The sequence below is a fragment of the Tomitella gaofuii genome (assembly GCF_014126825.1).
Taxonomy (GTDB): Bacteria; Actinomycetota; Actinomycetes; order Mycobacteriales; family Mycobacteriaceae; genus Tomitella; species Tomitella gaofuii.
The window spans coordinates 2,552,819-2,576,431 of record NZ_CP059900.1 but is presented as its reverse complement, the minus strand read 5'-3'; the positions used below and the strand labels follow the sequence as shown (position 1 = coordinate 2,576,431).

At 72.7% G+C, this 23,613-nt stretch carries 21 protein-coding genes and 1 pseudogene; 13 read left to right on the top strand and 9 right to left on the bottom strand.

Going from position 1 to position 23,613, the window contains the following annotated elements; genetic code table 11:
* Positions 1–232: 232 nt before the first annotated feature.
* From H4F70_RS11980 to H4F70_RS21180, 4 genes and pseudogenes are all read left to right on the top strand, one after another.
* The gene (locus tag H4F70_RS11980; RefSeq protein ID WP_220471699.1) at positions 233–1,153 is read left to right on the top strand and encodes a ribokinase; all 921 of its coding nucleotides are present in this window, start codon (positions 233–235) and stop codon (positions 1,151–1,153) included.
* Positions 1,150–2,706 (top strand): sugar ABC transporter ATP-binding protein, encoded by a 1,557-nt coding sequence (locus tag H4F70_RS11975; RefSeq protein WP_235681073.1) that lies wholly within the window; start codon positions 1,150–1,152, stop codon positions 2,704–2,706. The genes H4F70_RS11980 and H4F70_RS11975 overlap by 4 nt, the downstream gene beginning before the upstream one ends.
* Positions 2,703–3,713, top strand: a pseudogene (locus H4F70_RS21185) (ABC transporter permease); the annotation flags it as partial. The gene H4F70_RS11975 and the pseudogene H4F70_RS21185, both read left to right, overlap by 4 nt.
* Before the next feature lie 147 nt (positions 3,714–3,860).
* Entirely contained in the window at positions 3,861–4,673 is an 813-nt protein-coding gene (locus H4F70_RS21180) for a substrate-binding domain-containing protein (protein ID WP_372497543.1), read from the top strand.
* Between the two features lie 31 nt (positions 4,674–4,704).
* Here the strand turns inward: H4F70_RS21180 and H4F70_RS11965 are convergent, their stop codons facing one another.
* The gene (locus H4F70_RS11965) at positions 4,705–4,959 is read right to left on the bottom strand and encodes a hypothetical protein (protein WP_182357361.1); all 255 of its coding nucleotides are present in this window, start codon (positions 4,957–4,959) and stop codon (positions 4,705–4,707) included.
* A 113-nt stretch (positions 4,960–5,072) separates the two neighbouring features.
* Between H4F70_RS11965 and H4F70_RS11960 the strand changes: the two genes are divergently transcribed.
* The gene (locus H4F70_RS11960; RefSeq protein WP_182357360.1) at positions 5,073–5,753 is read left to right on the top strand and encodes a hypothetical protein; all 681 of its coding nucleotides are present in this window, start codon (positions 5,073–5,075) and stop codon (positions 5,751–5,753) included.
* Positions 5,754–5,840: 87 nt separating this feature from the next.
* Here the strand turns inward: H4F70_RS11960 and ahpD are convergent, their stop codons facing one another.
* Positions 5,841–6,365 (bottom strand): alkylhydroperoxidase, AhpD family, encoded by a 525-nt coding sequence (gene ahpD / locus H4F70_RS11955; RefSeq protein WP_182347609.1) that lies wholly within the window; start codon positions 6,363–6,365, stop codon positions 5,841–5,843.
* A gap of 2 nt (positions 6,366–6,367) precedes the next feature.
* Positions 6,368–6,955 carry a peroxiredoxin gene (locus H4F70_RS11950; RefSeq protein ID WP_182357359.1) on the bottom strand — a complete coding sequence of 196 codons (588 nt, stop codon included), beginning with the start codon at positions 6,953–6,955 and terminating at the stop codon, positions 6,368–6,370.
* Positions 6,956–7,179: 224 nt separating this feature from the next.
* On the opposite strand from H4F70_RS11950, the gene H4F70_RS11945 reads away from it, so the two are divergent.
* Positions 7,180–8,112: a LysR substrate-binding domain-containing protein gene (locus H4F70_RS11945; protein ID WP_182357358.1), complete on the top strand. Its 933-nt coding sequence runs from the start codon at positions 7,180–7,182 to the stop codon at positions 8,110–8,112.
* Positions 8,113–8,170: 58 nt separating this feature from the next.
* Here the strand turns inward: H4F70_RS11945 and H4F70_RS11940 are convergent, their stop codons facing one another.
* Positions 8,171–9,007 carry a LysR substrate-binding domain-containing protein gene (locus tag H4F70_RS11940; RefSeq protein WP_182357357.1) on the bottom strand — a complete coding sequence of 279 codons (837 nt, stop codon included), beginning with the start codon at positions 9,005–9,007 and terminating at the stop codon, positions 8,171–8,173.
* 261 nt (positions 9,008–9,268) lie between these two features.
* Here H4F70_RS11940 and H4F70_RS11935 point away from each other — a divergent pair, with 261 nt between their 5' ends.
* On the top strand, positions 9,269–9,583 hold the full coding sequence (locus H4F70_RS11935) for a hypothetical protein (RefSeq protein WP_182357356.1): 315 nt from the start codon (positions 9,269–9,271) through the stop codon (positions 9,581–9,583).
* On the top strand, positions 9,538–10,341 hold the full coding sequence (locus tag H4F70_RS11930; protein WP_182357355.1) for an enoyl-CoA hydratase: 804 nt from the start codon (positions 9,538–9,540) through the stop codon (positions 10,339–10,341). Before H4F70_RS11935 ends, H4F70_RS11930 begins: the two co-directional genes overlap by 46 nt.
* 19 nt (positions 10,342–10,360) lie before the next feature.
* Here H4F70_RS11930 and H4F70_RS11925 read toward each other — a convergent pair whose 3' ends face one another.
* Positions 10,361–10,996: a DUF4203 domain-containing protein gene (locus tag H4F70_RS11925; RefSeq protein ID WP_182347615.1), complete on the bottom strand. Its 636-nt coding sequence runs from the start codon at positions 10,994–10,996 to the stop codon at positions 10,361–10,363.
* 63 nt (positions 10,997–11,059) lie between these two features.
* Here H4F70_RS11925 and H4F70_RS11920 point away from each other — a divergent pair, with 63 nt between their 5' ends.
* The gene (locus tag H4F70_RS11920; RefSeq protein ID WP_182347616.1) at positions 11,060–11,437 is read left to right on the top strand and encodes a DUF5997 family protein; all 378 of its coding nucleotides are present in this window, start codon (positions 11,060–11,062) and stop codon (positions 11,435–11,437) included.
* Between the two features lie 18 nt (positions 11,438–11,455).
* Here H4F70_RS11920 and H4F70_RS11915 read toward each other — a convergent pair whose 3' ends face one another.
* Complete coding sequence (locus H4F70_RS11915; RefSeq protein ID WP_182357354.1) at positions 11,456–13,981, bottom strand: DEAD/DEAH box helicase; 2,526 nt, start codon at positions 13,979–13,981, stop codon at positions 11,456–11,458.
* A 64-nt stretch (positions 13,982–14,045) separates the two neighbouring features.
* Positions 14,046–15,095, bottom strand: a complete 1,050-nt coding sequence (locus H4F70_RS11910) for a proteasome assembly chaperone family protein (RefSeq protein ID WP_182360371.1) — start codon at positions 15,093–15,095, stop codon at positions 14,046–14,048.
* Positions 15,096–15,415: 320 nt separating this feature from the next.
* Here H4F70_RS11910 and H4F70_RS11905 point away from each other — a divergent pair, with 320 nt between their 5' ends.
* Both H4F70_RS11905 and H4F70_RS11900 read left to right on the top strand, forming a co-directional pair.
* Positions 15,416–16,243: a hypothetical protein gene (locus tag H4F70_RS11905; RefSeq protein WP_182357353.1), complete on the top strand. Its 828-nt coding sequence runs from the start codon at positions 15,416–15,418 to the stop codon at positions 16,241–16,243.
* A 120-nt stretch (positions 16,244–16,363) separates the two neighbouring features.
* Positions 16,364–17,524, top strand: a complete 1,161-nt coding sequence (locus tag H4F70_RS11900) for a DUF4192 domain-containing protein (protein ID WP_182357352.1) — start codon at positions 16,364–16,366, stop codon at positions 17,522–17,524.
* Positions 17,525–17,537: 13 nt separating this feature from the next.
* Here H4F70_RS11900 and galE read toward each other — a convergent pair whose 3' ends face one another.
* Together galE and H4F70_RS11890 are read right to left on the bottom strand one after the other, a co-directional pair.
* Positions 17,538–18,557: a UDP-glucose 4-epimerase GalE gene (gene galE / locus H4F70_RS11895; protein WP_182360370.1), complete on the bottom strand. Its 1,020-nt coding sequence runs from the start codon at positions 18,555–18,557 to the stop codon at positions 17,538–17,540.
* Between the two features lie 23 nt (positions 18,558–18,580).
* Positions 18,581–19,273 (bottom strand): iron-dependent transcriptional repressor DtxR, encoded by a 693-nt coding sequence (locus H4F70_RS11890; RefSeq protein WP_182347620.1) that lies wholly within the window; start codon positions 19,271–19,273, stop codon positions 18,581–18,583.
* Between the two features lie 352 nt (positions 19,274–19,625).
* Here H4F70_RS11890 and H4F70_RS11885 point away from each other — a divergent pair, with 352 nt between their 5' ends.
* Positions 19,626–20,798: an acetoin utilization protein AcuC gene (locus H4F70_RS11885; RefSeq protein ID WP_182357351.1), complete on the top strand. Its 1,173-nt coding sequence runs from the start codon at positions 19,626–19,628 to the stop codon at positions 20,796–20,798.
* Positions 20,782–23,487: a bifunctional acetate--CoA ligase family protein/GNAT family N-acetyltransferase gene (locus tag H4F70_RS11880; protein ID WP_182357350.1), complete on the top strand. Its 2,706-nt coding sequence runs from the start codon at positions 20,782–20,784 to the stop codon at positions 23,485–23,487. The genes H4F70_RS11885 and H4F70_RS11880 overlap by 17 nt, the downstream gene beginning before the upstream one ends.
* The last annotated feature ends 126 nt before the right edge of the window (positions 23,488–23,613 follow it).

Sequence of the window (23,613 nt, the reverse complement as noted above, 5' to 3'; positions counted from 1 at the left end):
GTCATCTCCGTTCCAGGCTAACGGTGCCGGACGGCCGGCGATGATCGGCCGTGCCCGCGTGTGACGTGATCGGCGCGGCGTGCGACGCAGCGGAAACCGGCCCGGCCGGAGCGAAGTGGCGCGAGTGTGGCCCGCGCGCGCCGGTTCCGTGTTTGACTACGGCCGACCCGTCAACCGACGCCGCACGGACGCGGAGCACCTGCCGCGCGGCGTGAGCCAGGAGGTCCACCGCATGGTCGAGCACATGCCCGGGGAGCGGGCGGCGGAGATCGTCGTCGTCGGCTCGGCGAACCTCGACACGACGGCGCACGTGCCCAGGCTGCCGGCTCCGGGGGAGACGGTGCTGGGCGGGGACACCGGCGAGTCGGTGGGCGGCAAGGGCGCCAACCAGGCGGTGGCCGCGGCGCGGCTGGGGCGCAGCGTCGCGCTCGTCGGGAGGGTCGGCGACGACCCGGCGGGCCGGCGCATCCGGGAGGCGCTGACCGCGCAGGGCGTGCGGGTCGATCATCTCGGCTCCACCGCCGGCAGCGGGTCCGGGGCGGCGCTCATCGTCGTCGACGAGTCCGGGGAGAACATGATCGTCGTCGCGCCGGGGGCCAACAGCTCGCTGTCCACCGCGCACGTGCGCGGGGCGCGGGAGTTGCTGGCCCGGGCGGCCGCGGTCGTGTGCCAGCTGGAGATTCCGGAGGACGCGGTGGCCGAGGCCGTCCGGCAGGCCGGCGGCCGGGTGATCCTCAACCCTTCGCCGGTGCGGCCGGTGCCGCCGGAGGTGATGGCGCGGGTGGACGTGCTCATCGTCAACCGTTCCGAGCTCGGCGCGATCGCCGGGGCTCCCGAACCGCGGACTGTCGATGACGCCGCCGCGCTGGCCGCGGGCGTGGACGGCCCGCGCGCGGTGGTGGTGACGCTCGGAGCCGACGGCGCGCTGGTCGACGGGGGCACGCGGGTGCACGTGCCGGCGGTGCGGGTGCCCACGGTGGTGGACCCGACCGGTGCCGGGGACACTTTCTGCGGGGCGCTCACCGACGCCCTCGTGCGCGGCGAGGCACTGGAGGACGCGGTGCGCTGGGCCGTGCGCGCGGCGGCGATCGCGGTGACGGGCGCGGGCGCGCAGTCCGCCATGCCCACCGCAGCGCAGCTGGAGACGGCATGATGTGGGGCCGCGGGGCAGGGGCACGGCGGACGGACGGCCCCAACACGCTCGAACGCGACGCCGACGACACGTCGCCGGTGCACCTGCAGTTGCGCGGCGTCGGCAAGGTCTACCCGGGCGTGCGGGCGCTCGACGGGGTGGACTTCGACGTGCACGGCGGCGAGGTGCACGTGCTGCTCGGCGAGAACGGCGCGGGCAAGAGCACGCTGATCAAGATGATGGCGGGCGTGCACCGGCCGGACAGCGGCGAGATGCGCGTGGACGGGCGGCCCGTGCACCTGCACGGGCCGGGCGGTGCCGAGGCGCTGGGCATCTCCACGATCCACCAGGAGATGTCGCTGGTCCCGCAGCTCACCGTCGCCGAGAACATCTACCTGGGGCGTCAGCCGCGCAGGCTGGGGATCGTCGACGTGCGGACGATGCGCCGCCGGGCGCGGGAGCTGCTCGCCGAGGCCGGGCTGGCGATCGACGCGGATGCGACGGTGTCGGACCTGGGCGTGGCGCAGCGGCAGTTGGTGGAGATCGCGAAGGCCCTCAGCATCGACACCCGCATCCTCGTGATGGACGAACCCACCGCGGTGCTCAGCGCGGGCGAGGTCGACGCGCTGTTCGCCATCGTCGACGACCTCCGCTCGCGCGGCGTCGGCGTCGTGTTCATCTCGCACCTGCTCGACGAGGTCGCCCGCATCGGCGACAGGGTCACGGTGCTGCGGGACGGCGGCAAGGTGGGCGAGGTGCCGGCGTCCACCGGCGTGGAGGAACTGGTGCGGCTGATGGTGGGCAGGACCATCGACCAGCAGTATCCGCGGCGCGACAACCCCGTCGGCGAGCCGGTGCTGCAGGTGACCGGCCTGTCCAGCGCCGGCCGGTTCGAGGAGGTGGACCTGGAGGTGCGCGCCGGCGAGGTGGTCGGCATCGGCGGGCTCGTCGGAGCGGGCCGCACGGAGGTGGCGCGCGCCGTCTTCGGCGCAGACCACTACGACGCGGGGCGCATCGCGGTGGCGGGCGCGCCGGTGCGCGGCGGCGATGTCGTCGCCGCCTACCGGGCGGGCATCGCGTTGGTGCCGGAGGACCGCGCCGGGCAGGGCCTGGTGCTGGGCGCCTCCGTCGAGGAGAACCTGTGCCTGGCCACGCTGGCCGAACGCACCAGCCTGGGTCTGGTGGACCGCCGCGAGCAGCGCCGGCAGGCCGTCGAATCCGTGCGGCGGATGGGCATCAAGGTGCACAGCGTCGACCAGCCCGCCATGACGCTGTCCGGAGGCAACCAGCAGAAGATCGTCATCGGCAAGTGGTTGATGGCCCGTCCTCGCGTGCTGATCCTCGACGAGCCCAGCAGGGGGATCGACGTGGGCGCGCGGGCCGAGATCTACGCGCTCATCGGCGAGCTGACCGCGCAGGGCGCTGCGATCCTCGTGATCTCCAGTGACCTGCCGGAGTTGCTGGGGCTCAGCGACCGCGTACTGGTGATGGCGGACGGGCGCATCCGCGGAGAACTTTCCGGCGACGACGCAACCCAGGAGCGGGTCATGGCGCTCGCAGTGACGGAAGGATGACGACGGTGTCGGAGAACCCGAACGACCCCGTTCCGCCCGCAGACCAGGACCGCGGTCCGCTGGAACGGATCCGCGGCTGGCGGCCGTCGGTGTCGCTGCGCAGCACCGGCGGCCCGGTCGCGGCGCTCGTGCTGCTCGTGCTGGCGCTCGCGATCGCATCCCCGGACTTCCTGACGTCGAACAACCTGCTCAACGTCGGCATCCAGGCGTCGGTGGTCGCGGTGCTGGCGTTCGGCATGACCTTCGTCATCGTCAGCGGCGGCATCGACCTGTCGGTGGGGTCGGTCGCCGGCCTGTCCGGCATCGTCATGGGGTGGACCGTCACCTCGGCCGGGGTGCCGCTGTGGCTGGCGGTCCTCGCCGGGCTGGCGGCGGGCGCCGTCGCGGGGGTGGTCTCCGGGCTGCTCATCACCGCCGGCCGCGTGCCGCCGTTCATCGCCACCCTGGCGATGCTGTCGATGGCGCGCGGGCTTGCCCTGGTGGTCGCCGACGGGCGGCCCATCGGGGTGGGCGGCTGGGTCGCGACCATGGGCAGCGGCGAGCTGTTCGGCTTCCTGCCGTATCCGGTGCTGGTCCTGATCGCCGCCGCGCTGCTCACCGGTTTCATCCTGCGCCGCACCTACGCCGGGCGCGCGATGTATGCGATCGGCGGCAACGAGGAGGCCGCGCGTCTGTCCGGCATCCGCGTGTCGCGCCAGCAGCTGCTCATCTACGCCCTGTCCGGGCTGTTCGCGGCGGTGGCCGGCATCCTGCTGGCGGCACGGCTGGCATCGGCGCAGCCGGAGGCCGGCACGGGCTACGAGCTCGACGCCATCGCGGCCGTGGTGATCGGCGGCGCCAGCCTCGTCGGCGGCGCGGGAACCGCCATCGGCACCCTGGTGGGCGCGCTCATCCTCGCGGTGCTCCGCAATGGACTGAATCTCCTGGAGGTTTCGGCGTTCTGGCAGCAGTTCGTGATCGGCGCGGTCATCGCGCTGGCGGTGCTGTTCGACACGCTGCGCCGCCGCCGTCGTTCCGGTGCGGGCGGGGGGATCCTGCGGTCCAAGGCGGTGCGCCGTGGCGGGGCGATCGTGCTGGTGCTCGTGCTGATCGGCGCGATCTGGGGCGCCGTCGCGCGGCAGGGCTCGGGCGGCGCGGGACAGGTGCGCATCGCGATGTCGCTGTCCACGCTCAACAACCCGTTCTTCGTCGGTGTGCGGGACGGCGCGGAGCGCGAGGCGGCGGCCCAGGGCGTCGCGCTGTCGGTGACCGATGCGGGCTCGGACGCCACCCGCCAGGCCAACGACGTGCAGAACGCCATCGCCCGCAGCAGCGACGTCATCGTCGTCAACCCCGTGGACTCCGACGCGATCGTCCCGTCCGTCAACGCCGCCAACGCCGCGGGCATCCCGGTGATCGCGCTGGACCGCGCGCCGAGCGGCGGGATCGTGGTCACCACCGTCGCGTCCGACAACGTCGAGGGCGGCCGCCTGGCGGCGCGGCAGCTGGCGCGGTTGGTGGGTGCGGGCCCGGTCGTGGTGCTCGAAGGAACGCCGGGCACGTCGGCGGCGCGCGAGAGGGGCGAGGGCTTCAATTCCGAGATCGCGAAGTTCCCGCAGATCCAGGTGGTGGCGCGGCAGCCCGCGGACTTCGATCGGACGAAGGCCCTCAACGTGATGTCCAACCTGCTGCAGGCGCATCCGGATGTCCGTGGCGTGTTCGCGGCGAACGACGAGATGGCGCTGGGCGCCGTCAAGGCGCTGGGGGCACGCGCCGGGACGGACGTGAAAGTGGTCGGATTCGACGGCACACCGCAGGGATTGGCCGCGGTGGACGCCGGGACGATCAACGCGGACATCGCACAGCAGCCGGAGGAGCTCGGCGCGGAGGCGATTCGGCAGGCCGTGGCCGCCGCAGGCGAGGAGCCTCCGGAGGAGTCGGGCGCCCCGCACAAAGTTCCCGTGCGGGTGATCACCGGGGACCGGTGATCGCCGGGGATGCGGTTCCTGCTGCCGTGGGCTATCGACGGTTCCGGCGCAGGGAAGACAATGCGCGTCGGACGGTGGACAGCGGCCGGCGGCGCTCGGCGGCGAGCGGCACGCCGGCCGTCTCCGTCGCCGCCGCGCGCGCGTGCCGCTGATGGAGGCGCTCGCGGATCTCGTCGGGGGAGTAGGCGCGCCGGGACCTCTCCGACCGGGCCACCAGCACCCCCGATGCGACGACGCCGGCGGCGCCCGCCAGCCCGAGCGCCTTCCACATGGTGTCCTTGCGCATTCCGTCCTCCTGTTGCGGTGCCCGTCGGTCATCGAGGGATGATCACGATGATGCCGCATGTGCGATGCGGCCGGGCGACGCCGGCGTGGCCGGGGCCATGGCAGGATCGCGGAATGGCACTGCACGCGAACGGCATCACCCTCGAGGAGGCCGCCGGCGCCGCCCGCACCGGCGACATCTGGATCTTCCGCGGCGTCTCGGGCGCGGACAAGGCGATCCGCGCGCTCACCAACAGCCCGGTCAACCACGTGGGCATGGCCGTGGTGCTCGAGGATCTGCCGCCGCTGCTGTGGCACGCGGAGATGGGCAAGTCGCTCCCGGACATGTGGACCGGCACCCGGCACCGCGGAGTCCAGCTGCACGACCTGCGGGACGCCGTGCGGGTCTGGGCACACCGATACGGGCAGAGCGCGTGGCTGCGGCAGATCAGTGTGGAGGTGACGGCGCCGCAGGAGGATGCGCTGCTGCGCACCGTCGCGCGCCTGGACGGCACGCCGTTCCCGTCGACGGCACGGTTGGCCGCGCGGTGGTTCCGCGGCCGCGTGCCGCGGCGGCCCTCCCGTGGAGGTGGCAGCGCGGCGTCGGCCGTGACGTGGGAGAGCGCGTACTGTGCGCAGGTCGTCGCCCACACCTACGAGCAGATGGGGTTGCTGCGCCGCGGCCGCGATTCCGGCTGGTACGACCCGGGGCGATTCTGGAGCGGGGACAGGCTGCCGTTGGTGCCCGGCGTCGAACTGGGCGCGGAGATCGCGGTGCGGGTTCCCGAGAACAGGGAGAGCGACAGCGGGGAGTAAAGCGGGAACGGCTCCGCACCGTCGTGAGGTGCGGAGCCGTTCCCGGTGCCTGCGGCGCCGCGCGGCGGTTGCTGCTGGGCTGGTGCGCTACTTGGCGGCCTCGATCTCGACGGCCTGGGCGACGCCCGCCATGGTCGCGGCCACCTTGACCGCTTCCCACACCTGCTCCTTGGTGAGCCCCTCCTTGCGGACGGTGGCGTCGTGCGCGGCCGTGCAATCGTGGCAGCCGTTGATCGTGGAGACCGCGAGCGACCACAGCTCGAAGTCGGCCTTCTCCACGCCGGGATTGCCGATGATGTTCATCCGCAGGCCCATCTTCACCTGCGCGTAGTCGCTTCCGAGGAACGACTTGGCGCGGTAGGCCACGTTGTTCATGCCCATGATGGTGGCGGCGCCGAGCGCCGCGTCGAACGCGGCGTCCGACAGGTGCCCGCGCGCCTCATCGGAGATCTCGGAGAACACGGTGGCCGACTTGCTCGCGGCCGCGGCCGCGAGCATCGTGCCCCACAGCTGCTGCTCGTTGAGCTCCGTGGAGCGCGACAGCGAGCTCAGGTTGAGCTTGAGGTCCTTGGCGTATTCGGGCAGCGAGTTCTTCAGGTTGTCGATGCTCATGCTCAGAGTGCTTCCTTGACCAGCTCGCCGGCGTCGATCGTCGGGTCGCCCTTCTTCCAGTTGCAGGCGCACAGCTCGTCGGACTGCAGCGCGTCGAGCACGCGGAGGACCTCGTCGACGTTGCGCCCCACCGAGCCGGCCGTCACGGAGACGAACTGGATCTCGTTGTTGGGGTCGACGATGAAGGTCGCCCGGTCGGCGACGCCGTCCGCGTTGAGCACACCCGTGGCCTCGACCAGTTCACGCTTGAGGTCGGAGAGCATGGGGAAGGGGAGGGTCTTGAGATCCTCGTGCTGCGCACGCCACTGGAAGTGCACGAACTCGTTGTCCACCGAGGCGCCGAGCACCTGCGCGTCACGGTCGGCGAACTCGTCGTTGAGCTTGCCGAAGGCGGCGATCTCGGTGGGGCACACGAAGGTGAAGTCCTTGGGCCAGAAGAAGATCACGCGCCACTTGCCGGCGTAGTCGTCGCTGGTGACCGTCGAGAAGTAGTCCTCGGGCTGCTGCGCGTCGACCTGCGACAGATCGCCGCCGATGAGGGCGGTGAGGCTGTAGGAGGGGAACTGGTCGCCGATGGTGAGGAGAGCCACTGGGATAACTCCTTGTCGTTGTGGTGCGGCGGGGTGTCCGCCGCGTCGGTGCCGGCGTGGGGTGCGCCGGCCGAAGGTCCGGGAACGGCGGACGATGGCCCGCCACGGCGTGTGATCCACGCCGCAGAACGTTGTGGTCGTCCGACCTGCTCCGAACTCCCTTCACCACTATGCACCAGAAACCAGAAAAGGTAAAGCCTCTAGGTTGATGTAGACTCATTGCTGTGATTGATGAATCCTATCGTCCCACGGTGGCGCAACTGCGGGCGTTCGTCGCGGTCGCCGAGTATCGCCACTTCAGTACCGCGGCACAGCGTCTGGGTGTGAGTCAGCCCACCTTGTCGCAGGCGCTCGCATCGCTGGAATCGGGGCTCGGAGTGGTGCTCATGGAGCGCAGCACCCGCAAGGTCCTGGTCACCGAGGCGGGACGGGAGCTGCTCGGCAAGGCGCTCGCCGCGCTGGAGGCGGTGGACGGGTTCGTCACCGCGGCAGCGGGAATCGGCAGCGGAATGGTGGGCGGACTGCGGATCGGGATGATCCCCACCGTCGCCCCCTACCTGCTGCCCGCGGCGCTGCCCGCGCTCGGGGCGGCCTACCCGGACCTGCACCCGCACCTGGTGGAGGACCAGACCGAGCGGCTCCTCGACGCCCTGCGGGGCGGCGCGCTCGACGTGGCGGTGATCGCACTGCCGTCGGGCGCCGCGGGCCTGGTGGAGATCCCCCTGTTCGACGAGGACTTCGTCCTCGTCCTTCCGGAGGAGCATCCGCTCGCCGGCCGGGACGACTTGTCCGCCGACGTGCTCGACGAACTGCCGTTGCTGCTGCTCGACGAGGGGCACTGCCTGCGCGACCAGACGCTCGACCTGTGCCGGCTCGTGGGCGCCACGCCGGCGTTGGGGGACACGCGCGCTACGTCGCTGGCCACGGTGGTGCAGTGCGTCGGGGGAGGACTCGGGGTCACCCTGGTGCCGGAGTCGGCGGTGCCGGCGGAGACCACGCGCGCCGGATTGGCGACGGCGCGGTTCGCGGACCCGGCGCCGGGACGGACGATCGGGCTGGTCTACCGCAAGTCCACGGGGCGGCACGACGATTTCCGCTCGCTGGCGGTCGAACTGGCGGCATGCGCACCGGCCGGCCGGGCGTACGCGGTCGACTGAACCGCACCTGCGTCCACAGGGCTGGCGACTGCCGCGAAAGGGGCTGCGTGGCGAGCGATCAGCGGCGCCTGCGCTTGGGCCGGCCCGCCGGCCGGCCACGGCGCGGCCCGGAGGTGCGCCTGCCGCCGGCGGAACCCTTGCCGCCCGCGTTCCCCTTGGCACCTTTCGTCCCCCCGGCGCCGGCCGATCCTCCGGACCCCTTCCGCGCGGGACCGCCGGACCGGCGCGCGGGCCCGCCGGTGCCCCGCGAGCTGTTGGCGGTGCGGCCGCGCACGATCCCGATGAACTCGTCCATCAGCTCGGTCGACCGGTCCTCCCGCCACACCAGGGCCACCTGGGACTGTGCGACCCGTTTGCGCGTGGCCGAGTCGGGCTCCTCCAAGGGGCGGTAGACGAGGTCCTTGCGGTGGTGCAGGCGGGCGAGCGACTGGGGAAGCGCCACCAGGCCCACCCCCGCTGCCACCAGCGCGAGCGCATCCGGGATCGTGGCGGGACGCTGATAGGACGGGGTGCCGGGCGGCGCGTTCCAGTCGAGCACGTCGTCGAGCGGGTGGTGGACGATCTCGTCGTCGAGGTCCTCCGGGGTGAGCGACTCGGCGAGTGTCAGCACGTGGTCCTTGGGCATCATCACGACGGTGACCTCGGTGTAGAGGGGGATCGCGTGCAGGCCCTCGCGGTCGATGGGCAGGCGCACCAGTGCGGCGTCGGCGTCGTCCGCGCGTACCGCGGCCAGGCCGTCGGCGCTCGCCGCGGGGATCAGCTCGAGCGGCACGTCGGGCAGGCGCTGTTCCCACACGCGGGCCCACTTGCCGGGCGTGGCACCGGGGGTGAAGGCGAGACGGAAGCGCGGCGCCGCGGCCTCGCCGGCGTCGGGGGGAGTCGGGGAGTCGGGCACCGCGCCAGAATACCGGGGCCGGGCCGTTCCCGGCGGTGCGGAGGACGGAACCGCGGCCGCCCCGGCGTGCGTCTCAGTAGTAGTGCCGAGGGGCAGGACATGGGATACACGACGGAGTTCACGGGGCGGTTCACGGTCGAACCGCCTTGGAACGAGGACGAGCGCGACCACCTGCGGTGGTTCGCGAACATCCGTCACGAGTAGGGGACCCTGGAGACGCGCAGCCGGGACCTGCTGCCGCTGAATCAGGACGCGCTGGGCATGTCCAGGCGCACGGAACCGTGGGTGCCGCGCGTGGACGAACCGAAGCTGCCCGGTCTGTGGTGCCAGTGGGTGCCGACGGACGACGGGGCGGAGCTCGCGTGGGACGGCCTGGAGACGTTCTATCGCGCCGCAGACCGGCTGCGCTTCCTCATCGGCACCTTCCTGCGCCGGGGGCCGGCGGGGCGCGAGCGTCCCGCCGGATCCCCGCGGCGTGCCGGGCCGCGAAATCTCCCGCGCGCCGCGGGATCGCCCGTAGTGTCCGGAGAATGGAATTCGTTCTCGTGGACCGGCCACGCCCGGAGATCGCGCTGATCACCCTCAACCGCCCCGAACGCATGAACGCCATGGCCTTCGATGTCATGGTTCCGCTGCGCGACGAGCTCGAACGCATCAGCAACGACAACTCGGTGCGCGCTGTGGTGCTCACCGGGGCCGGTGCGGGGTTCTGCTCGGGCGCCGACCAGCAGTCGGCGGGCCGCATCCCGCACACCGAGGGGCTGACCCGCGCCACGGTCGCGCTGCGGTCGATGGAGATCCTCGACCAGGTGGTGACCACTCTGCGGTCGATGCACCAGCCGGTGATCTCCGCGATCAACGGCGCGGCGATCGGCGGGGGACTGTGCATGGCGCTGTCGACGGACATCCGGGTGGCTTCCACCGCCGCGTACTTCCGCGCCGCGGGCATCAACAACGGGCTCACGGCCAGCGAACTGGGCCTGAGCTATCTGCTGCCGCGCGCGATCGGCACCTCGCGGGCCTCCGAGATCATGCTCACCGGCCGCGACGTCGGCGCCGAGGAGGCCGAACGGATCGGGCTGGTCTCGCGTCTCACCGAGCCCGACGACCTGCTCGAGACGTGCTTCGCGATGGGCGAGGCCATCGCCGGGTTCTCGAGACCGGGTATCGAGCTGACCAAGCGCACGTTGTGGTCGGGCATGGACGCCGGGAGCCTCGCGCAGCACATGAACCAGGAGGGCCTGGGGCAGTTGCTGATCCGGCTGCTCACCGGGAACTTCGAGGAAGCCACGGCGGCGCGCAAGGAGGGCCGGGCGGCGGTGTTCCAGGACTGAGCGCGGGTCCGCCGGCCCGTCACCGGCGGCCGGAGCGCCACCGCTCCCGGATCACGGGGGCGCGGCCGTACGCCCGCGCCTGCGTTGCACCGCCGAGCACCACCAGCGCTGCATACAGCGCGAACCACCACCAGCCGTCCTCGATGGCCGTGGTGATGGCGGCCCGGTGGAAGTCGGCGGTGTCGAGGGTGCCGGTGAGCAGCATCACCGCGCCGACGAGGGTCACCGCGCCGCTGAGCACACTGACCACCACCAGCAGGACGGCGGGCAGGTCCACCGCGAGCGCCACCCCGGCGAGCAGCAGCCCGAGCAGGACGCCGACGAGGATGACGGCCCAGTTCCACTCCACGTCGGCCGCGACCATCGCGGCGGCCCCGAGAGCGAAGCCGACGGCGGCCATCGCGACGATCACGGCGACCGCGTAGTACAGGTAGGCGAGCAGCAGGAACACGATCGCCACGGCGATGCCGACGGCCCACCCGAGCCCGGTGCCGAGGAACTCGTCGCCGGTGGCGGAGGCCACCACGCCGGCCCCGAGCGAGAGGCCCGCGAAACCGCCCCACAGCGCGATGACCACACGCATGGCGGCGAGCCCGCGGAAGCAGAACACGGCGCCCACGATCAGGGCGAGGATCCCCACGACGATGTCGGCCATGGTGCGAGGGTATCCGGGCCGGGCGTCCGGGCGGGATCGAAGCGGGCGGATAAGCTCTGCGGTATGACCGCGCGCAAGAAACCCCAGATGCTCAAGCCGTCGACGGCCGCGAAGAAGCTCGGCATCCACCTGCCCGCCACACCCGACGAGTTCCGGGACGGCACGGTCTCGCGTGAGGAGATGGCTGCGCTGCTGCAGGACCCGCCGCAGTGGCTCACGGACCTGCGCGCGCAAGGGCCGCATCCGCGGCCGGTCGTCGCGGAGAAGCTGGGCGTGTCGATCGCGGGCCTGGCCCGCGCCGGAGTCGACGAGGCCCTCACCACCGCACAGATCGACGCGCTGCTCGCCGACAGGCCGGAGTGGCTGCGCCGTGAACGCGACGTACAGGCCGGGGTGCGCGCCGAGAACCGGCGGATCAGCCGCCGGCGCGGCGCCGAGTAGCGCCCTGCGCCCGCCCGCTCACCCGGCGACGACGGACAGGGTGTCCAGCACCACCTCGCCGGAGTCTTCGGACGCGGCCATGTCCACCTCGGCCACCAGGGCCCAGCCGTGGTCGCCGTCGGGGTCGTCGAGCGTCTGCCGCAGGCGACAGGTGGGCTCGCCGTCCTCGTTCGTGGTCTCGGACGCGCTGAACATCTGAGGACCGCGCGCTTCGGGGCCGGTGAGCATCTCGCCGTACTCGTCGAAGAACGGGGCGAACGCCTCGGCCCATTCGTCGGCCGTGGGATCGAACTCCCACTGCTCCAGTGCCGTCCAGTCCCGGCGAGCGATCGTCTGCACCAGGTGGAACATGGCGTTGCGCAGCATGATCCGGAACGCGCGCGGGTTGGCGGTGATCGAGCGCGTGGTCTCGCCGTGGAAGGCCTTCTCCGCGGCCTCCTGCGAGGGGGCGGACGGGTCCACCAGCTCCTCCCACTCGTCGAGCAGGCTCGAATCGACCTGGCGGATCAGTTCGCCGAGCCATGCGATGATGTCGTCGAGCTCGTCGCTGCGCATCTCCACGGGGACGGTCTGGCGCAGCGCCCGGTAGGCGTCCGCGAGGTACCGCAGCACGGTGCCCTCGGAACGAGACAGGCCGTAGCGCGAGATCAGGTCGGAGAAGGTCATCGCGTTCTCGATCATGTCGCGCACCACCGACTTCGGCGACAGCGCGAACTCGCTGAGCCACGGGTGTGATTCGCGGTAGGTCTCGTACGCCGGCGCGAGCAGCTCTTCGAGCGGCTTCGGCCAGGTGACCTCCTCCAGCAGCTCCATGCGCTCCTCGTACTCGATGCCCTCCGCCTTCATCTCGGCCACGGCCTCGCCGCGTGCGGCATGCTGCTGTGCGCGCAGCACCTGGCGCGGGTCGTCGAGCGTCGCCTCCACCACCGAGATCACGTCGGCGGCGTAGGCGGGGGACTCGGGGTCGAGCAGCTCGAAGGCCGCGAGGGCGAACGGCGACAGCGGCTGATTGAGCGCGAAGTTGGCCTGCAGATCCACGGTGAGCCGGGCCCACCGCCCGTCCTCATCCGGGGAATCGAGGCGTTCCACGACGCCCGCGTGCAGCAGGCTCCGGTAGAGCCGGACGGCCTGCAGGATGTGTTTGCGCTGACGGGCCCGCGGCTCGTGGTTGTCCTCCAGCAGCGCGCGCATGGCGTCGAAGCAGTTCCCGGGCCGCGCGACGACGTTGAGCAGCATCGCGTTGGTGACCGCGAAGCGGGAGACCAGCGGCTCCGGGTCTGCGGCCACGAGCTTGTCGAAGGTCTGCTCGCTCCAGGACACGAAACCCTCGGGCGGCTTCTTGCGGTGCACCTTGCGGCGCTTCTTCGGATCGTCGCCGGCCTTCGCGAGCAGCCGGGCGTTCTCGATGTCGTGGTCGGGCGCCTGCACCACCACGGTGCCCGCGGTGTCGTAGCCGGCGCGCCCCGCGCGTCCGGCGATCTGGTGGAACTCCCGTGCCTTCAGGTGGCGGGTTCGTACGCCGTCGTACTTGGACAGTCCCGTCAGCAGCACGGTGCGGATGGGTACGTTGATGCCGACGCCGAGGGTGTCGGTGCCGCAGATGACCGCCAGGAGGCCTTCCTGCGCGAGCCGTTCCACCAGCCGTCGGTACTTGGGCAGCATTCCCGCGTGGTGCACGCCGATCCCGTGCTGGAGCAGGCGCCGCAGCGTGCGGCCGAACGCGGTGGTGAAGCGGAATCCCGCCAGCGCCTCGGTGATCTCGGCCTTCCGCTCTTTCGAGGCGAGCTTGATGCTGGTGAGCGACTGGGCGCGTTCGAGCGCGGCCGCCTGGGTGAAGTGCACGACGTAGGCCGGGCACAGGTCCTTCGCGACGAGCTCCTCGATGGTCTCGTGCACGGGCGTCATCGCGTAGGAGAACGACAGCGGCACGGGGCGTTCCGCCCCGGCGACCAGTGCGGTGCTGCGCCCCGTGCGGCGGGTGAGGTCCTCGCGCAGAAACGTCACGTCGCCGAGCGTGGCGGACATCAGCAGGAACTGCGCGTGCGGGAGTTCGAGCAGCGGCACCTGCCACGCCCAGCCCCGGTCCGGCTCGGCGTAGTAGTGGAACTCGTCCATCACCACCTGGCCGATGTCGGACTCCGGACCGCCGCGCAGGGCCAGGTTGGCCACGATCTCGGCGGTGGCGCAGATGATGGGGGCGTCCGCGTTGACGGCGGCGTCGCCGGTCATCATGCCCACGTTGTCGGCGCCGAAGACCTCGCACAGCGCGAAGAACTTCTCCGAGACCAGCGCCTTGATGGGGGCGGTGTAGTAGGTCCGGCGGCCCTGGCACAGCGCGATGAAGTGGGCGGCGACCGCGACGAGCGACTTGCCGGAGCCGGTCGGGGTGGCCAGGATCACGCCGGCCCCGGAGGCGAGCTCCATGACCGCCTCGTCCTGTGCCGGATACAGCGCGATGCCGAAGTCCTCGGCCCATTCGACGAACCGCTCGTAGAGTGCGTCCTCGTCGAGCGGGTCTACGGGGATCCTGTCGCTGAGCAGCATCCGTCCAGCCTAGGCGGTGTCCGGCGCGCCGCCGCCCGGGGTGGGTGCGCGGCCGGTGGGCGGGTCAGGAGTCGGTGTCGTCGTCGCCGGAGCCGCCATCGTCGGCCCCGCCGTCCGCCGCGCCGCCTGCATTGCCGTCGCCGGGGCGGCCGGAACCGGGCCCCGGGTCGAACGGCGAGCCGGGCTGGTCGCCGGGCTTGCCGCCGAGCTGCTCGGCCAGGAAGCGCTCGAACTCGGCGCCCAGTTCGTCGCCGCTGGGCAGGTCGCCCTCCTCGGCGAGCAGCGAGGACCGGCGCTCCTCGGCGGTGACGTAGGCGTCGTACTGGTTCTCCAGCGCCTTGACGACGCCGGCGACCTCCTCGTTGCCCTGCACCTGGCCGTCGATCTGCTCGCGCACGCGCGCCGCGGCGGTGCCCAGCTCGGTCAGCGGCAGCTTCAGGTCCGTGTTCTCCATCACGCACTCGAGCAGCTTCTCCGCCGAGCCCGGGTAGTCCGACTGCGCCAGGTAGTGCGGCACGTGCACGGCGAAGCCCAGGGTGGGGTGGTCGAGCTCGGTCAGGCGCAGCTCGAGCAGTCCGGCGGCGCTGCCGGGGATCGACATCTCACCGTCCCACTTGTGGTAGTCGCCGCGGATCGCGCTGTTGCCGGAGTGCGCCGTGACGCCGGTGGGGCGGGTGTGCGGCACTGCCATCGGGATCGCGCTGAGACCGATGGTGCGCTCCACCCCGAGCTCCTCGACGAGGGTGCACACGGCCCGCGTGAAGCGGTCCCATTGGAGGTCCGGTTCCAGGCCGGAGAGCAGCAGGAACGGAACGCCGTCGGCGTCGAGCAGCCGGTGCAGCTCCAGGCGCGGTGTGGCGTAGTCGGTGAACCGGTTGTCCCGGAAGGTCATCACCGGGCGCCGCGAGCGGTAATCGAGCAGCGCGTCGATGTCGAAGGCGGCCACCGGCTCGGAATCGAGGGTGTCCAGAAGATGCGCAGTGGCGATGCGGACGGCGTGCCCGGCGTCGGTGAATCCCTCGAGGGCGTGCAGCAACAGCGGCCCGGTGCCGTCGGGCGTGGTGACATCCGGCAGCGGGAACTCCAGCTCGAACATGCCGGAATCCTGATCCACGTTCATCCCCTTCCTCGGCGCGGGGCGCATTCCGCGTCCGTGACCGGGTCCGATACGGCTCCCGGCGTGTCAGGTGGCGGGCGCGGTCTGCTGCCGCGGCGCCGGTCGGGACCCGGCTGCGCGCCGGTCCCGATCCCCGGGGCCCATAGTAGAGGTCGGTGCCGTGCGGCGGTGTCGGGCGTGCGGTGTGCGGGGCGCGGGGATGTCCTGCCGGATGCGGGCGCGGCGTGTGCCTATGGTTGGGGGACTGGATGTGGACCGCGAACCGCGACTGGCCGGAGGAACGCGTGAGAGGTTTTGCCGTCGATGGCATTCGGCGCATGAAGGGGCGTCCGGGGCGTCCGGCCCGGGCCGCCCGCGGCGTCGCCGCGTTGTGCTGCGGGGCGGCGTTGCTGGCGGCCGGCTGCGGCTCGACGGTGAACGGGCAGGCGTTTCCGGCGGAGGGCGCCGGTGCGGCCCCCCGGACGCCGTCGGCCACGTCTCCCGCGCCGCCCGGCACCTCCGCTCCCGGCACGTCTGGGACGGCGACGCCCACCACGCCGCCGCAGGCGGCCACGTCGGCCCCCGATGCGCCGGCCGGCGCGCTGGACAGGCTCCTGCCCCGGCCCGCGGCCTTCCCCGCGGGGTTCGCGGACAGCGCCACTGTCCTGTCGCATCACAACGCTGTGTCGGCGTCGGAGGACCTGGCAGGCGTGCAGCGCGGGGCGCGGACCCGGCCCGTCCGGTGCTCGCCCAGCGCGGAGCCCCCGCAGGCCGACGACCTGGCGGTCATCACCGCCACCAATGCGGCCGACAACACGACGATGGCCGTGCAGCTCGAGCGGGTGCCGACGGACCTCGCCGAGTTCGGGGCGCGGATCGACGGATGCACGGAGGTGGAGTCCACCCGTTTCGGCGCGCAGTCCGCGATCACGCGCACGACACTCGACGTCCCCGACGTCGCGGACCACGAAGTGGTGGCCTACGAGCAACGGGTGCGGTCCGGCGCGGGCGAACCGTCCATCGAGCAGCGGTCGACGACGCTGGCCGCGCAGGTCGACGACGTCCGGATCTTCGTGGTCGGGATGAACCAGCACGGCCGGCCGCCGTCTGTCGAGGACCTTTCGGGGCTGCTCGCGGACGCGATAGACACCGTGCGCGCCGGATAGGCGGCCTCGCCGGCTCCCGGTTTTCCACAGGCGCCGTTGTCCACAGATTCCTGCAAAGCCCCAGGCGGCTGCTCGGCCGAGCGGGCGGTGGCGTGCGTGCGGTGCCGCACTGTGGTGGGCATGACGACATGGAGATCAGACACCCCGCCGCGCCCCGACGACGCAACGCCCCCGCTGCCTGACCGGATCGGCCTCGGCGGCCCCGGCGACCTCATCGCCGCGCTGCCCGGGCTGCTCGGCTTCGTCCCGGAGGACTCGCTCGTCCTCGTGCTGCTGGGCGGCGGGTCCGGCCGCCAGGTGGTGGCGGCGCTGCGCCAGGACCTGCCCGTGCTGCTGGCGCATCCCGAGGCGGTGGACGACCTCGCCGCCCGGCTGCGCGGCATGCGCCGTGACGAGCAGTTCGACGTGCTCGCCGTCATCGTGGACGGCGCCTGGGAGGGGCCCTCGGCTCCGGAGGCGTGTCACGACTGGCTGATCCAGCAGCTGCTCATGCGGTTCGGTGCGTCGCCGATCGCCGTGGTGGGGGCCGTGGTGGCCTCGGCGGTGGCGAACGGCGCCCCATGGACCGAGCTTCCGGACGGGGAGAGGTGCGGGAGAGTGCCGGATCCGCACGCGTCCGACCTCAACGCCACGCACGTGTTCCACGGGCGCACCATCCACGGCTCGCGCGCGGAGCTCGAGGCGGTGCTGGCGCCGGATCCGCCGGAACTGCGCGACGCGCTCTTCGACGAGCTGGGCCGCCTGGCCGGCACGGTGCTCACGCAGCGCCGGATCGACGGTGCGGAGGCGCCGGCCGCCGAGTTCGACGACGTGCTCGCCGCCGTCGTGGGCGTCGAGCGGTGCGGCGACCTGAACGTGGGGGAGGCGGCGCGGGCGGCGCTGGCGCTCGGGTCCCCCGAGGTCCGCGACGCGGCGATGGGGCTGGCCGTCGGCGGCCGGGCGGAGGCCGCGCGGCGGTTGTGGGGGATCCTCGCACGCCGCCTCGAGGGGATGCTGCGCGCCGAGGCGGCCGCGCTGCTCGCGTTCACCGCCTACGCGGCCGGGGACGGCACCATGGCGGGCGTCGCGGTGGACACGGCGCTGGCCGAGTGCCCTACGCACGGCCTCGCCGGGCTGCTCGACGAGGCGCTGGCGATGGGCCTGCACCCGGAGCGGATCCGGGAACTCGCCCGATACGCGGTGGAGTCGAGTGCGGCCGAGGGCCTCGTCGTGCCGTGGCGCGACGGGGACGGGGAGGCTGCCCGCGGCGACGGTGAGGCCGCCGCGGGCGCGGCGTCGTGACGGCGTGCGGGTGCTACCGCTGCGGGGACTGCTGCCGCGGCGCGGACCGTGCGCGCGGACCCAGATCCTGCAGGTAGCGCCACGCGTCGGCGACGATCTCGTCCAGGCCGGTGCGCGAGGGGCGCCAGCCGAGCCCGTCGACGGCCTTGCGGCTCGACGCGATGAGGACCGCCGGGTCGCCCGGGCGTCGCGGGGCGTCGACGACGGGGATGTCGCGGCCGGTCACGCGTGCGCAGGCGTCGATCACCTGTTGGACGGAAAAGCCGGCTCCGCTGCCGAGGTTGTAGATCGCGTGGCTGCCGGGGGTGGCCTGGTCGAGGGCCAGCGCATGGGCCTCGGCCAGGTCGAGGACGTGGATGTAGTCGCGGACCGCCGTTCCGTCCTCGGTGGGCCAGTCGCGGCCGAACACGGAGATCGACTCGCGGTGGCCCAGGGCGGTCTGGAGCACGAGGGGGATCAGGTGGGTCTCCACCGCGCGGTTCTCGCCCGCGGCGCCGTATGCCCCGGCCACGTTGAAGTACCGCAGGCTCACCGCGGCCAGCCCGTAGGCGGCGGCGTACGAGGTGATCGCGTGGTCGATCGCCAGCTTGGTCGCGCCGTAGGGATTGGTGGGCGCGGTGGGCGCGTCCTCGGTGATCGGCACCCGCTGCGGCTCGCCATAGGTGGCGGCGGTCGAGGAGAACACCAGCCGCGGCACGCCGGCGGCGCGCATCGCGTCCAGCAGGGCCAGCGTGGTGATCACGTTGCGCTGCCAATACTGCGCCGGTGCCTCCACCGACTCGCCGACCAGCGACATCGCGGCGAAGTGCAGCACGCCGTCGGCCGGGCCGCGGCCGTCCGCGGCCATCGCGTCGAGCACCCGTGCGGCGTCCGCGCCCGTGTCCCCCTCGACGAAGTCGGCGCCGTCGGGCACGGCATCGCGGTTGCCGGTGGACAGGTCGTCGAGCACGGTCACGTGGTGCCCCTGCTCGAGCAGCAGGGTCGCGCACGCGCTGCCCACGTAGCCGGCGCCGCCGGTGACGAGCAGGCGCATCGGTGCCGGACGGTCACCGCCGGTCATGCGATCTTCTCCACCTGGACGGCGTGTGCGAGGTCGTCGGGCAGGCGGAACGACTCGTGGCCGACGGCGGTGATGCGCACGCCGTCGCCGTCCACGTGGACGGTGACGCGCGCGTTGGGCACCACGCCCACATCGCGCAGCGCGCCGAGCGTCTCCGTGTCCACCTGCACGTGCTCCGCCAGGCGGCGGATCACCACGGCGGTCGGCGTGCCCTGCGGCAGTTCGCTGAGCCGCGTCAACTCCGACGGCGGTGTCACGGCCGCCTGCTCCATGCCCAGTTGGGTGAGCCCCGGAATGGGGTTGCCGTAGGGCGAGGTGGTGGGCCGGCCCAGCACCGAGACCAGGCGCCGTTCGACGTCCTCGCTCATCACGTGCTCCCAGCGGCACGCCTCGGCGTGCACCTCCTCCCAGTCGAGCCCGATCACGTCGACCAGCAGCCGCTCGGCCAGCCGGTGCTTGCGCATGACGGACACGGCGATCTCGCGGCCGGAGTCGGTGAGTTCCAGGCGGCGGTCCGCGCCCACGCGGATCAGTCCGTCGCGCTCCATGCGTGCGACGGTCTGGCTGACGGTGGGGCCGGACTGCTCGAGGCGCTCGGCGATGCGGGCGCGCAGCGGGACGACCCCCTCCTCCTCCAATTCGTAGACGGTGCGGAGATACATCTCCGTGGTGTCCACCAGATCTTTCACTCTGTCGGATCCTTCACTAGGTTGTCCCCTCACGTCCTCGCCAGTCTATCGTCGTCCGCTGCGACGGGAGTGACCATTGTGGACGATCGGTCGGGGGCGGTGCGAGCCGGACGCGCAGTGCGCCGCGATCGTGCGGTGCACGCCACAGCCGGGGCGATCCGCCGCGCAGTGCCCGTCGGAGCCCGGCGGGCAGTAGCGTCGGGTGCATGTCACCTCACACGGAGCCGGACGTGGCCGGCCCGCTGCGCGCGAGCGGCGGTTCCGGGCCGCCGGTCGGGCGGCCCGGAACCGGCGGCCGGCGGTCGTCTGGACCGACGAGTACTTGTCCTACCGGCTCAGCGACACCCACCCGATGAATCCCGCGCGGCTCGACCTGACGATGCGTCTGGCCCGGGAACTCGGCGTGCTCGACGGGGCGGAGACGCTCCGCCCCTCGCAGCCCTCGGACGGCGAGCTGCTGCGCGTGCACACGCCCGGGTACATCGCGGCGGTGCGCGATCCGCACGGCCGGGTGGAGCACGGCCTGGGCACCGACGACAACCCGGTGTTCGCGCACATGCACGAGGCCAGCGCGATCCTGGCGGGCGGATCGCTCGCCGCGGCGCGGGCCATCGCCTCCGGGGCGGCGCGCAGGGCGGTGAACATCGGCGGCGGCATGCACCACGCGATGTCCGACCATGCCGCGGGGTTCTGCGTCTACAACGACTGTGCGATCGCCATCTCCTGGCTGTTGGACAACGGCTTCGACCGCATCGGCTACGTCGACGTGGACGTGCACCACGGCGACGGCGTGCAGCGCGCGTTCGTCGGCGACCCGCGCGTGCTCACCGTGTCGATCCACCAGCACCCGGCGACGCTGTGGCCGAACACCGGCTGGCCGGCGGAGACGGGTTTCGGCGATGCGGAGGGGTCTGCGGTGAATCTGGCGGTGCTCCCCGGCACGGCCGACGCGCTGTGGCTGCGGGCCTTCCACGCGGTGGTGCCGGGGGCGCTGCGCGCGTTCCGCCCGCAGATCATCGTCAGCCAATGCGGGGTGGACAGCCACCGTGAGGACCCGCTGGCGGACCTCAACCTCACCGTCGACGGGCACCGTGCGGCCTTCCGCGCGATCCGCGACCTGGCCGACGAGCTGTGCGAGGGGCGCTGGCTGTCCACCGGCGGCGGCGGATACGGCGTCACGAGGGTGGTGCCGCGGTCGTGGACGCACCTGCTCGCCACGGTCCTCGACGTCGATGTCCCCGTCGACACGCCCACGCCGGAACCGTGGCGGGAGGCCGCGCGCGCCGTCGCCGAATCGGCGTCGCCGGAGCTCATGCTCAGCGCCGAGGCGCCGGAGACGATGGGCGACGGGGGCGAGGTGGACTTCGAGCCGTGGAGCGGCCGGTCCGACCCGTTGCCGCTGAGCGCGGTGACCCAGATCGACAAGGCGGAGCGCGACCTGGCCCGCATCGACGCGGCCATCGCCGACACCCGCGACAACGTATTCCCCCTACTCGGACTGGACCCGGATGACCCACGAGACTGACACGCCCGCACCCGCAGACCTCGACGCCACCGCCCCCAGTGGGAAGGTCTACCACTACCCCGAGCACTGGGTGGCCGACGTCCTCGCGTCGGACGGTCGGGCCGTGCGCATGCGCCCGATCACGCCGGACGACGGCGACAAGCTGGTCGAGTTCCACTCGACGCTGTCCGAGCGCACCCGGTACCTGCGCTATTTCGGGCCCTACCCGACGATGTCGACGCGCGACGTCCGCCACTTCACGCATCTCGACTATGTGCGCAGGGTGGGGATGGTCATGGAGCTCGGCGACAAGATCATCGCCGTGGGCAGCTACGAGGGGCTCGACAACGTCGACGACGGCAAGTCCGCGGAGGTCGCCTTCGTGGTGGCCGACAACCACCAGGGCCGCGGGCTGGGCCCGGTGCTGCTCGAGCATCTCGCCGGCGCGGCGGCGGAGAACGGGCTCGAACGGTTCGTTGCGGAGGTGCTCGCCGAGAACCGGCACATGGTGTCGGTGTTCCGCGAGGCCGGCTACCAGGTCAGCCGCAGCTACGACGGCGGCGTGGTGCACCTGGAGTTCGACATCGACCCCACCGAGGCGCTGCTGTCGGTGCGCAACGCCCGCGAGCGCGCGGCGGAGGCGCGCAGCGTGCGCAACGTGCTCACCCCGCGGTCGATCGCGGTGATCGGCGCCTCCACGGACCCGTCCAAGGTGGGGCACGCGGTGCTGCGCAACCTGCTGGGCGCCGGGTTCACCGGGCCGGTGTTCCCCGTGAACGCCGAGCACCGCTCGGTCCGCGGCGTGCGCGCCTACGCCTCGGTGCGCGACATCCCCGACGACCTCGATCTGGCGGTGGTGGCGGTCCCCGCCGAGGCGATGGACGAGGTGTTCGAGGACTGCCTGGCCAAGGAGGTCAAGGCGCTCGTCGTCGTCTCCGCCGGGTTCAGCGAGACGGGGCCGGACGGTCAGGAGCAGGAGCGCCGGCTGGTGCGGGCCGCCCGGGCGCACGGGATGCGCGTGGTGGGCCCCAACGCCCTGGGCGTGGCGAACACGGACACGGCGGTAGGGCTCAACTCCACGTTGGCGCCGGTGCTGCCGGGGCGCGGCCGGATCGGCTTCTTCTGCCAGTCGGGCGCGCTGGGCATCCAGATCCTCGACGGCGCGGCCAAGCGGCGCCTGGGGCTGTCCACGTTCGTCTCGGCGGGCAACCGCGGCGACGTCTCCGGCAACGACGTGCTGCAGTACTGGGACACCGACCCGGACACCGACGTGGTGCTGCTCTACCTGGAGAGCTTCGGCAACCCGCGCAAGTTCTCGCGGATCGCCCGCCGGGTGGCGCGGGGCAAGCCGGTGGTGGCGGTGAAGAGCGGCCGGCACGCGGTGCCGCCGGCGCTCGCGGCCACCGGCGTGGAGATCGACGACGCGACGGTGCGGGCGCTGTTCGAGCAGTCGGGCGTGATCCACGTCGACTCCATCGCGCAGCTCTTCGACTGCGCCCAGGTGCTGGCCTACCAGCCGTTGCCCCGGGGGCCGCGCGTGGCGATCGTCGGCAACTCGACCGCGCTCGGGGTCCTTGCCGCGGACGCGGTGCGCAGCGAGGGGCTCGACGCGGGGGACCCGGTGGACCTGGGGGCCCGGGCGACGCCGGAGGAGTTCGCCGACGCGGTGACCGCGGCGGTGCGTTCGGAGTGGGTGGACGCGGTGATGGCCGTGTTCGTGCCGCCGATCGCGGTGGCCCCCGAGCCGTATGCGGCCGCGCTGCGGGACGCCGCGCAGGAGTCGGCGAAGCCGATAGTGACGACGTTCCTCGCCGAGGAGGGCATACCGGACATGCTCGCCGTGCACGACGACGGGGGCAACCCCGCCCGCGGCTCCGTCCCGTCCTACCCGGGCCCCGAGCGTGCCGCCACGTCGCTGGCACGAGCCTGGCGGTATTCGCGGTGGCTCGACGTGCCCGTGTCGACGATGACCCGGCCGGACGGCATCGACACCGAGCGGGCCCGGGCGCTGGTGCACGGCTGGCTCGCCGAGCGGGGGCAGCGGCAGCTGACCGACAGCGAGTCCACGTCGCTGCTGGCCTGCTACGGGATCGGCGTGGTGCCGTACGTGGAGGTGGCGGACGGCCCGTCCGCGCGCGAGGCGGCGGAGAACATCGGCTACCCGGTGGCGCTCAAGGCGCGCGCGGCGGACTGGCGGCGCCGGCCGGACCTGATGGGGGTGCGCCTGGACCTGTCGTCGGCCGAGGCGGTGGGCGACGCCTACGCGGACGTGTCGGAGCTCTCGGGCAGCGACGTCGTGCAGGTGCAGAAGATGGCGCCCAAGGGGATCAACTGCGTGATCTCCGTGCAGGACGATCCGTCGTTCGGGTCGGTGATCTCGTTCGGGCTCGCCGGTGTCATCTCGACGCTGCTGGGCGACCGTGCCTACCGCGTGCTGCCGGTGACCGAGGACGAGGCCCTCGAGCTCATCGACGCGCCCAAGGGTGCGCCGCTGCTGCACGGCTACGGGTTCGGGGCGCCGGTGGACAAGGGTGCCCTGGTGGACATGGTGCACCGGGTGTCGGCGCTGATCGACGACATCCCCGAGGTGCGCGAGCTGGTGTGCGAGCCGATCCTGGCCTCCGCCGAGGGCGTGGCGGTGCTGGAGACGCAGGTGCGCATCGGTCACGAGCCGCGCCCGGTGGACCTGGGGCCGCGGCGCCTGCGGTGATCCGTCCCGGCCCGCGGCGCGTGGCGGTGCGCCGGACAGGCGCCCGCCCCCTCGGAAGGGAGGCCGAGGGGGCGGGCTACGCGGCCAGGGGAACCGCGCGGAATCGGGGCGGGAACCATGCGCCCC

Coding starts and splice junctions, on each gene's coding strand:
- H4F70_RS11980 (WP_220471699.1), top strand. CDS start 233: ATGGTCGAGCACATGCCCGGGGAGCGGGCGGCGGAGATCGTCGTCGTC.
- H4F70_RS11975 (WP_235681073.1), top strand. CDS start 1,150: ATGATGTGGGGCCGCGGGGCAGGGGCACGGCGGACGGACGGCCCCAAC.
- H4F70_RS21180 (WP_372497543.1), top strand. CDS start 3,861: ATGTCGCTGTCCACGCTCAACAACCCGTTCTTCGTCGGTGTGCGGGAC.
- H4F70_RS11965 (WP_182357361.1), bottom strand. CDS start 4,959: ATGCGCAAGGACACCATGTGGAAGGCGCTCGGGCTGGCGGGCGCCGCC.
- H4F70_RS11960 (WP_182357360.1), top strand. CDS start 5,073: ATGGCACTGCACGCGAACGGCATCACCCTCGAGGAGGCCGCCGGCGCC.
- ahpD (WP_182347609.1), bottom strand. CDS start 6,365: ATGAGCATCGACAACCTGAAGAACTCGCTGCCCGAATACGCCAAGGAC.
- H4F70_RS11935 (WP_182357356.1), top strand. CDS start 9,269: ATGTCCAGGCGCACGGAACCGTGGGTGCCGCGCGTGGACGAACCGAAG.
- H4F70_RS11930 (WP_182357355.1), top strand. CDS start 9,538: ATGGAATTCGTTCTCGTGGACCGGCCACGCCCGGAGATCGCGCTGATC.
- H4F70_RS11925 (WP_182347615.1), bottom strand. CDS start 10,996: ATGGCCGACATCGTCGTGGGGATCCTCGCCCTGATCGTGGGCGCCGTG.
- H4F70_RS11920 (WP_182347616.1), top strand. CDS start 11,060: ATGACCGCGCGCAAGAAACCCCAGATGCTCAAGCCGTCGACGGCCGCG.
- H4F70_RS11915 (WP_182357354.1), bottom strand. CDS start 13,981: ATGCTGCTCAGCGACAGGATCCCCGTAGACCCGCTCGACGAGGACGCA.
- H4F70_RS11905 (WP_182357353.1), top strand. CDS start 15,416: ATGAAGGGGCGTCCGGGGCGTCCGGCCCGGGCCGCCCGCGGCGTCGCC.
- H4F70_RS11900 (WP_182357352.1), top strand. CDS start 16,364: ATGACGACATGGAGATCAGACACCCCGCCGCGCCCCGACGACGCAACG.
- galE (WP_182360370.1), bottom strand. CDS start 18,557: ATGCGCCTGCTCGTCACCGGCGGCGCCGGCTACGTGGGCAGCGCGTGC.
- H4F70_RS11885 (WP_182357351.1), top strand. CDS start 19,626: ATGAATCCCGCGCGGCTCGACCTGACGATGCGTCTGGCCCGGGAACTC.
- H4F70_RS11880 (WP_182357350.1), top strand. CDS start 20,782: ATGACCCACGAGACTGACACGCCCGCACCCGCAGACCTCGACGCCACC.